This window comes from Macromonas bipunctata (assembly GCF_002837135.1).
Classification (GTDB): Bacteria; Pseudomonadota; Gammaproteobacteria; order Burkholderiales; family Burkholderiaceae_C; genus Macromonas_A; species Macromonas_A bipunctata.
The window spans coordinates 47,984-55,628 of sequence record NZ_NWBQ01000022.1; the positions used below are offsets into that span (position 1 = coordinate 47,984).

The window sequence follows — 7,645 nt, forward strand, 5'->3', positions numbered from 1 at the left end:
TCTGACGCGCGGTGGAGCAGCCTGGTAGCTCGTTGGGCTCATAACCCAAAGGTCGCAAGTTCAAATCTTGCCCGCGCAACCAAATCTAGCCAGCCTTGCTGGACAAAAAAACCTGCTAAGTGCAGGTTTTTTTGTGCCTGTTGTTCGCCCGGCTTTAGCGGGCGTATGCTGTGGTCATGTCTTCCTCCCGTCATCACAACGCTGCGCAACGCCTGGCCCGCATCGAGGTGCATGTGGAGGTGATCGAGCAGTTGTTCGACTCGATCGACCCGTCGCCGTTTCTGGTGCGCGATCTGGATCCGGACGCCGACAACTACATTGTGGCCAGCAGCAAGGCGTTGCCCCAGAACGCCGAGCTGGCACTGGTGGTGCATTTGGACCGTTTGCCGGTGCCCGACACCCGCCTGCAGCAGGTGGAGCCTGCTATCCGCACCCATTTTTCCGCCCGCGCCGCCAGTGTGCGCTTGCAGTTGCGCGAGCTGTTTGGCCGTGGCCGCATCAGTTTGTTGATCGGGCTGGTGTGCCTGTCGGCCTCGATTGCGGCGGTGGAGTACAGCGCGGCGTGGCTGCCACCTGGGGCGGCGCACGACATTGTGCGTGAGAGCCTGCTGATTGGCGGCTGGGTGGCGATGTGGCGCCCGATGGAGGTGTTTCTGTACGACTGGTGGCCGATGGCGGCGGAGCTGCGCCTGCTGCGGCGTCTGGCCCGCATCACGGTGCAGGTGTTGCACCGGCCTCTGCGCCTGGGGCATAGCGAGCCCAGCAACACACCGGACTGATACTCCCGGCCACAAAAAACCCCGCTCACCGGGTGGGGTGGCGGGGTGGTGCGGGGCGGCCTGAGTGCGTCAGGCCACACGGCGCATGGCCAGAGGATCAGGCGCGGGTCTTGGCCGCGCTCTTGGCGGTGTTGACGGCGCTGGTGGTCACGGCTTGCAGGTTGGCTTCGGCCATTTCGGTGGCTTGCTTCACCACTTTCTGCATGGATTCCATGGCGGTCGAAGCGGTGGAGATGGCGTTCTTGACGGCGGCCACGGCGGATTCGGAACCCTGCGGGGCGTTCTTCACGGCGTTGTCCACCACGCTGGTGAACTGCTTTTGCGCATCAGCGGCCTGGGCTTCGGCGGCCTTGCTGAATTCGGCGGCGGCACCGGAGGCGATCTCGTACAGGTGGCGGCTGTAGGCGGCGGCCTTGTCGGCCAGCGGCTGCAGCACGTTGGTTTGCAGGGCCAGCAGCTCTTGCACGTCCTTGATGTTGAGCAGCGACTGGGCGCTGGAGGCGCTGTCGGCCAGCGCAGCCTTGGTGGCTTGCAGGTTGAGTTCGACGATCTTCTCGACGCTGGCGAGTGCCTTGCTGCTCAGTTCGAACACGGTGGCGATCTGGGCTTTTTGGGCGGCAACGATGTGGTCAACGGTCATCATGGTGGGACTCCTTGTGGGAACAACGATTCAAAAGTGGGGTGGGCGGTGCGGCTCGATTGCTGCACTGCAACTTGGCTTCAAGTATAGGGTAATCCCGCGCCGTTGCCAAATTTTTGTTGCAGTGCAGCAAAAAAGTCACAGCGTCAGCACCAGGCGCCGCACCTCGGGGTCGTCGTTGTAGCTGGTGTCGGTGACAAAGCCGAGCTGACGCGCCAGCTTGAGCATGCCGGTGTTCTCTTTCAGGATGATGCCGACCACGCGCTGGGTGCCGTTGGCGCGCAGGTAGCGGATGAGCTTGTCCATCAAAATCCAGCCCAGGCGCTTGCCCTTGAGGTCGGAGCGGATGATGATGCCGAATTCGGCCTCGGTGTTGTCGGGGTCGCAGATGCCGCGCACGCTGCCCAGGGTTTCCTCCGCGCCGTCGGGGCCGGTGGTGGTGGCAATGAAGGCCATCTCGCGGTCGTAGTCGATCTGGGTCAGGCGCGCCAGTTCGGTGTGTTCCATGCTGCGCTGGCTGTAGAACACGCGCAGGCGCAGGTCTTCGGGCAGGAGGCGGTTGCAGAAGGCCAGGTGCTGGGGTTCGTCTTCGGGTCGGATCGGGCGCAGGGTCAGGGTGCCGCCATCGCCCCAGGGCCGGTGCTCGATCAGTTCCTCGGGGTAGGGCCGGATGGCGAAGTGGTGCGCGCCCGCCGGGCCGCTGGCGCTCAGGCGCACGCGCGCGCCTTGCGCCACCGCGCCGTCGGGGCCGACGAGGAATGGGTTGATGTTGAGTTCGGCGATCTCGGGCACCTGGGCCAGCAGCTGCGAGACGGTGATGAGCGCCTGCGTCAGCGCAGACAGGTGCGCGGGCGGCACGTCGCCGTAGCCGTGCAGCAGCCGCGCCACACGGGTGCGCCCGATCAGGCTCTGCGCCAGCGACAGGTTGAGCGGCGGCAGCGCCAGCGCGCGGTCGGCCAGCACGTCGGCGGCGCTGCCGCCCTGGCCAAACACGATCACGGGGCCAAACAGCGGGTCGATGCTGGCGCCGAGCATGAGTTCGTGCGTGTGCGCGCTGGCCTGGTGCGGTGTGGCGGGCGTCTGCACCGGGATGCCGGCCGCTTGCAGCAGGGCCTGGGCTTCGGGCGCGGTCAGGGTGTCGCGCCCCTGGACCAGTGCGGTGTCGATCAGGGCGCGGATGGTGGCCAGGTCGATGCGGCTGCCGATGGGGGTGGCGCCCGGGGTCTCCATCAGCTCGGCCTGGTGGCGGTGGTACTGGCGCAGGAAGGCAAAGGCGCGCACCGCTTCCTCGGGCGTCTGGTATTCGGGGATGCCGGCCTGGCGAAACAGCGCGCGCGCGGGCGCCACCGCCTGGTGCCCCAGCCAGCTGGCCAGCACGCGCGGCGGGCGTTGGCTGGCCACGGGCAGCACGGCCTGGGCCACGTCGGTGCTGGAGACGAGCCCGGTGGGCGTCTGCACCAGCAGGATGGCGCTGTCGCGTTGCTCGCGCAGCAGTTGCAGCACGTCGGCGTAGCGTTGCGGCGGCGCGTCGTTGCCGATGTCGATCGGGTTGGTGCGCGACCAGGCGCCGGGCAGCAGGGCGTCGAGTTTTTGCACCACGGCGGGGCTGAGCGTGGCCAGCGGGATGCCAACGTCGGCGGCAGCATCGGCGGCCATGACGCCGGTGCCGCCACCATTGGTCAGCACGATGAGCTGTTCGTTGCGGTTGTCGCGGAAGCGCGCCAGCAGCTCGGCGGCGGCAAACAATTCCTGCAGGCTGGCCACGCGCAAGATGCCTGCGCGCGACAGCGCGGCGTCGAACACGGCGTCGGCGCTGGTGGGGGCGGCGCGGCCCAGGCGCGCGGCGGCGGCTTGCTGCCCCTGCACCGAGCGCGCAGCCTTGACCACGATGACAGGCTTGTTGCGCGCCGCCGCCCGCGCCGCCGACATGAACTTGCGCGGCGCGCTGATGTTTTCCAGGTAGAGCAGGATGGCGCGGGTGCGCGGGTCGCTGCCCAGGTAGTCGAGCAGGTCGCCAACGTCGATGTCGAGCGCCTCACCCGGGGCCACGCAGCACGAGAACCCGATGCCGTGCGCGTTGGCCCAGTCCAGCATGCCGGTGACGAGCGCGCCCGACTGCGACACGAACGCCAGTTGTCCGGTCAGGGGTGTGTTCTGGGGCTGGGTGGCGTCGAGGCTGAAGCTGGCGTGCAGGCCCAGGTGCGGCACCAGCAGGCCGATGGAGCCGGGGCCGAGCAGTCGCACATCGTGGCGGCGTGCCGCCTGCAGCAGGGCGGCTTGCTGCTCGGGGCTGACCCCGGCCGTGACGATGACGGCGGCGCGGGTGCCGCGCGCGCCCAGGGTTTGCAGCAGTGGCTCCAGGGTGTCGGGGGCGGTGCAGAAGATGGCCAGCGCCGGCGCGGCGGGCAGGGCCGCGGCGTCGGGGTACACCGTGGCGCCGTCCAGCACGCTCAGGCGCGGGTTGACCGGGTACAGTGTGCCTTTAAAGTGGGCGTGCAGGTTGCGCCAGACCGTGGCCCCGACGCTGTGGGGACGGTCCGAGGCGCCAAAGACGGCCACGCTGGCGGGGACAAACAGGGAGTCGAGATGGCGGATGGTCATGGTGCGAGCATCTTACGCCGTGCCCGGGCCAGCGGGCCGCAAACAGGAAAGGCAAGCGATGGAGCGGTGGTTGAACGTGTTGGCCAGGGCGGTGCTGTGGGGGGTGGCGGCGGTGTTGTCGCTGCTGGTGCTGGCGGTGGCCTTGGTGTTGTTGCTGGTGGGCTGGCTGTGGGCGCTGTGCCGTGGGCGGCGGCTGGAGGTGCCAGCGTCGCTGGCACAGCTGCGCCGCTGGCAGGAGCAACAGATGCGGCGCGCGGGTGGCCGCAGCCCGGCCCCCGACGAGGCCGAGGTGGTGGATGTGCAAGGGCGTGAGGTGGAGCAGCCGTTGGCGCGCTTGCCCGCGCCGCAGCGAAACGCGTCGGATGCCGATGTGGTCGATGTGTCGCCCAAGGACGGGACGCGCCCACCGCCGGGGCAGGGCCCAGGTTAGGCGTTGTGGGCCTTGAGCGCCAGCGCAGCGTCGTAGAGCGCGTTCTTGCTGGCGCCGGTGATGTGCGCGGCCAGCCGGGCGGCGGTTTTGGGGGGCAGCTCGGGCAGCAGCAGTTGCAGCACGCGCAGGGCCTCGGTGCTGGGGCCGTCCTGCGCGTCGGGTGACGGCGCCGCTTGCGGGTGCAGCACCAGCGCAAATTCGCCCTTGCTGTGGCGCGCGTCGGCATCAAGCCAGGCGCGAAAGCCATCGCAGGGCAGGGTGGTGATCTGCTCGAACTGTTTGGTCAGCTCGCGGCCTACCGTGAGCGGGCGCGGGCCCAGCGCGGCCAGGTCGCGCGCCAGGGTGGCGATGCGGTGCGGCGCTTCCAGCAGCACGCAGGCGTGGGGCTGGCTGGCCAGGCGGCGCAGGGCCTGCTCGCGCGCGGCGCCCTTGGCGGGCAGAAAGCCGGTGAACTCGAACGCGGCGCCGGGCTCATGGTGTGCCTCGGCCAGCCCGGCCACGCTGAGCAAGGTGGTGATGCTGCTGGCGCCCGGCAAGGGCACGCAGCGCAGCCCGGCGGCCTGCACGGCGGCGCACAGGCGCGCGCCGGGGTCGCTGATGCCGGGCGTGCCCGCGTCGCTCACGTAGGCCACGCGTTGCCCGGCCTGCAGGCGCTCGATGACGCCTTGGGCGGCCTCGGCCTCGTTGTGCTGGTGCAGTGCCAGCAGCGGCTTGTGCAGGCCGTAGCCCTGCAGCAGCGCCGCGGTGTGGCGGGTGTCCTCGCAGGCAATGGTGTCGGCCAGTGCCAGCACGTGCAGCGCACGCAGGGTGATGTCGGCCAGGTTGCCAATAGGTGTGGCCACCACGTACAGGGTGCCAGACGGATAATGTTGCGGCCCGGCCGCCGCTTGTGCGGCGGGCAGCGCCAACGGGAAGGAAGGATTCAAAGCGTGAGCATCCGGAAACAGGAACAAACCGACCGCACCGCGCCCACCACCAAACAGCGGGGCGACGCCGCCGAGCTGCTGGCGCTGCAGCACCTGCAGCAGCACGGCCTGCGCCTGGTGCAACGCAACTTCAAGACGCCCGGGCGCGGCGGGGGCGAGGTCGATTTGATTATGCGCGATGCCGACGGCACGCTGGTGTTTGTGGAGGTGCGCCAGCGCAGCAGTGCGCGCTACGGTGGCGCCGGGGCCAGCATAGGTGCCACCAAGCAGCGCCGTCTGGTGTACGCCGCCCGGCACTACCTGGCGCGCCTGCCCCAGTGCCCACCGTGCCGCTTTGACGTGGTGCTGGTGCAAGGCAGCGGCGAGGCGGCCACGCTGGCGTGGTGGCCCGCCGCATTTGACGCCAGCGGCTGGGCCTGAGCACGCCCCACCACACACACAGGTATGATGCCCCCCATGTTGCTGCAACGAATTCAACAACACTTCATCGACAGTGCCGACCTGAGCTACCAGGCCGCCCAGACCCTGGGCCCGGCGGTGGAAGCCGCCACCGGTGCCGTGCTGGCCGCCGTGACCAACGGTGGCAAGGTGCTGGCCTGGGGCATGGGCCCGGCGGCGGGGCTGGCGCAGGCGCTGGCCAGCGCGTTTGTGGGGCAGTTCGAGCGCGAGCGCCCCGAACTGGCTGCGCTGTCCCTGTGCGCCAACAACGCGCTGGAGCGCCAGGTGGGCGCGCTGGGCCTGCCGGGCGACGTGCTGCTGCTGTGTACCCTGCCCGGTGCCAGCCCCGACATACTGGCCGCCGTGCAGGCCGCCCACGAGCGCGAGATGACGGTGGTGGCCCTGACGCCAGCGCAGGCGGGCGAGCTGGGGCCGCTGCTCAAGGACACCGACGTCTGGGTGGCCGTGCCCAGCGAACGCCTGCCCCGCGTGCTGGAAGCGCAGCAACTGGTGCTGCACTGCATCTGCGACGGCGTGGACGTGCAACTGCTGGGCGATGACCCTGAGACGGAGGTAAATACATGATGAATGCAAATTCCTGTACCCTGACCACCGGCCAGCGCCGGGCCGTGGGCGCCCTGGTGCTGGCGCTGGCCAGCGCGCTGACAACGGCGTGCGCGCCGCTGGCGTTTGGCACCGCTGCCGGCGCCACGGCGCTGATTGCGTCCGACCGCCGCACCTCGGGCACCCAGCTCGAGGATCAGGGCATCGAGCTGCGCGCCGCCAACCACGTGCGCAACGAGCTGGGCGGGCGCGTGCGCGTCTCCGTCACCAGCTTCAACCGCCGCGTGCTGCTGACGGGCGAAGTGCCCAGCGAGGCCGACCGCGCCCTGGTGGTGCGCGTGGTGTCGCGGGTGGACAACGTGCAGCAGATCGTGGACGAGCTGGCGGTGATGAACTCGCCCACGCTCGGCGCACAGGCCGAGGACGGCCTGGTGACGGCGCGCATCAAGGGCGTGCTGCTCAACGCCGACGGCGTGCCCCCGGCCACCGCCGTCAAGGTGGTGACGGAGCGCGGCACCGCCTACCTGATGGGCCGCGTGACGCCGCGCGAGGCCGACCGCGCCACCGAGGTGGTGCGCAGCACCAGCGGCGTGCAGCGCGTGGTGCGTGTGTTCGAGCTGATCGACGAGCAGGAACTGCAGCGCCTGCAGCCCGCCGCCCCGGTCACGGTGGCGCCGGTGTCGGACGTGGGCAACGTGCCGCTGAACTGACGCCGGGCCAGCTTCGGCCTGCTATTGGACGGGCTGGGTGTATGCCACACGTAATGCTCTGGCTGTATTCAGTTTTATACCCATATGGGTATAATTTATCAATCTGTGCGGGAAACCCCGGCATTCATGCCGGGGAGGGATAGCACGGCTTGCACAGCAAGCCCCTGTTTCCGCTCCTTTTTAGGTTGGCTATCTTCTGGGTGGATGGGGTGGTTTTCGTGTAAATTGCGCGCATGGACATCAAGCGCGCGTACCGCTTCCGGTTTTACCCAACGCCTGAGCAAGAAATCCTCTTGGCCCAGACGTTTGGTTGCGTGCGCGTGGTCTACAACCACATGCTGCGCTGGCGTAGCGAAGCGTGGGAACAGCGGCAGGAACGGATGGGCTACCACGACACATCTGCCGCGCTGACCCTTTTGAAAAAGCAGCCCGAATACACTTGGCTCAACGCTGTGTCCAGCGTGCCGTTGCAGCAAGCGTTGCGGCATTTGCAAACAGCGTTCGGCAACTTCTTTGCCAAGCGTGGGCGTTACCCGCAGTTCAAGCGCAAGGGCGGC

General features: G+C 68.8%; 9 protein-coding genes and 1 tRNA gene. 7 read left to right on the forward strand and 3 right to left on the reverse strand.

The genetic code is table 11. The annotated features are described in order from the left end of the window. The first annotated feature begins 5 nt into the window (after positions 1–5). Together CON76_RS03740 and CON76_RS03745 are read left to right on the forward strand one after the other, a co-directional pair. Positions 6–82: transfer RNA gene (locus CON76_RS03740), tRNA-Met, on the forward strand. Positions 83–176: 94 nt separating this feature from the next. Next, positions 177–779 carry a hypothetical protein gene (locus CON76_RS03745; RefSeq protein ID WP_101102020.1) on the forward strand — a complete coding sequence of 201 codons (603 nt, stop codon included), beginning with the start codon at positions 177–179 and terminating at the stop codon, positions 777–779. Between the two features lie 97 nt (positions 780–876). Here the strand turns inward: CON76_RS03745 and CON76_RS03750 are convergent, their stop codons facing one another. Further along, positions 877–1,422, reverse strand: coding sequence for a phasin family protein (locus tag CON76_RS03750; protein WP_101102021.1), 546 nt, complete (start codon positions 1,420–1,422; stop codon positions 877–879). A gap of 135 nt (positions 1,423–1,557) precedes the next feature. Next, on the reverse strand, positions 1,558–4,020 hold the full coding sequence (locus CON76_RS03755; RefSeq protein WP_101102022.1) for a bifunctional acetate--CoA ligase family protein/GNAT family N-acetyltransferase: 2,463 nt from the start codon (positions 4,018–4,020) through the stop codon (positions 1,558–1,560). Here CON76_RS03755 and CON76_RS03760 point away from each other — a divergent pair. Further along, positions 4,019–4,450 (forward strand): hypothetical protein, encoded by a 432-nt coding sequence (locus tag CON76_RS03760; RefSeq protein ID WP_145995314.1) that lies wholly within the window; start codon positions 4,019–4,021, stop codon positions 4,448–4,450. The two genes, CON76_RS03755 and CON76_RS03760, sit on opposite strands and share 2 nt — an antisense overlap. Here the strand turns inward: CON76_RS03760 and rsmI are convergent. Further along, positions 4,447–5,376 (reverse strand): 16S rRNA (cytidine(1402)-2'-O)-methyltransferase, encoded by a 930-nt coding sequence (gene rsmI / locus CON76_RS03765; RefSeq protein ID WP_101102024.1) that lies wholly within the window; start codon positions 5,374–5,376, stop codon positions 4,447–4,449. The two genes, CON76_RS03760 and rsmI, sit on opposite strands and share 4 nt — an antisense overlap. A 3-nt stretch (positions 5,377–5,379) precedes the next feature. On the opposite strand from rsmI, the gene CON76_RS03770 reads away from it, so the two are divergent. The 4 genes from CON76_RS03770 to CON76_RS03785 all read left to right on the forward strand — a co-directional run. Continuing rightward, on the forward strand, positions 5,380–5,796 hold the full coding sequence (locus CON76_RS03770) for a YraN family protein (RefSeq protein ID WP_240592754.1): 417 nt from the start codon (positions 5,380–5,382) through the stop codon (positions 5,794–5,796). Positions 5,797–5,832: 36 nt separating this feature from the next. Next, a complete protein-coding gene (locus tag CON76_RS03775) occupies positions 5,833–6,399 on the forward strand; it encodes an SIS domain-containing protein (RefSeq protein WP_101102032.1) in 567 nt (188 codons plus the stop codon). Continuing rightward, the gene (locus CON76_RS03780; protein WP_338063674.1) at positions 6,396–7,088 is read left to right on the forward strand and encodes a BON domain-containing protein; all 693 of its coding nucleotides are present in this window, start codon (positions 6,396–6,398) and stop codon (positions 7,086–7,088) included. Before CON76_RS03775 ends, CON76_RS03780 begins: the two co-directional genes overlap by 4 nt. Before the next feature lie 233 nt (positions 7,089–7,321). Further along, on the forward strand, positions 7,322–7,645 hold a 324-nt coding region (locus tag CON76_RS03785), incomplete at its 3' end, for a helix-turn-helix domain-containing protein (RefSeq protein WP_145995315.1).

What these genes read in the sequence shown, in the direction of transcription:
- CON76_RS03755 (WP_101102022.1), bottom strand. Translation starts at nt 4,020, where the DNA reads ATGACCATCCGCCATCTCGACTCCCTGTTTGTCCCCGCCAGCGTGGCC.
- CON76_RS03780 (WP_338063674.1), top strand. Translation starts at nt 6,396, where the DNA reads ATGATGAATGCAAATTCCTGTACCCTGACCACCGGCCAGCGCCGGGCC.
- CON76_RS03760 (WP_145995314.1), top strand. Translation starts at nt 4,019, where the DNA reads ATGGTGCGAGCATCTTACGCCGTGCCCGGGCCAGCGGGCCGCAAACAG.
- CON76_RS03775 (WP_101102032.1), top strand. Translation starts at nt 5,833, where the DNA reads ATGTTGCTGCAACGAATTCAACAACACTTCATCGACAGTGCCGACCTG.
- CON76_RS03750 (WP_101102021.1), bottom strand. Translation starts at nt 1,422, where the DNA reads ATGATGACCGTTGACCACATCGTTGCCGCCCAAAAAGCCCAGATCGCC.
- CON76_RS03745 (WP_101102020.1), top strand. Translation starts at nt 177, where the DNA reads ATGTCTTCCTCCCGTCATCACAACGCTGCGCAACGCCTGGCCCGCATC.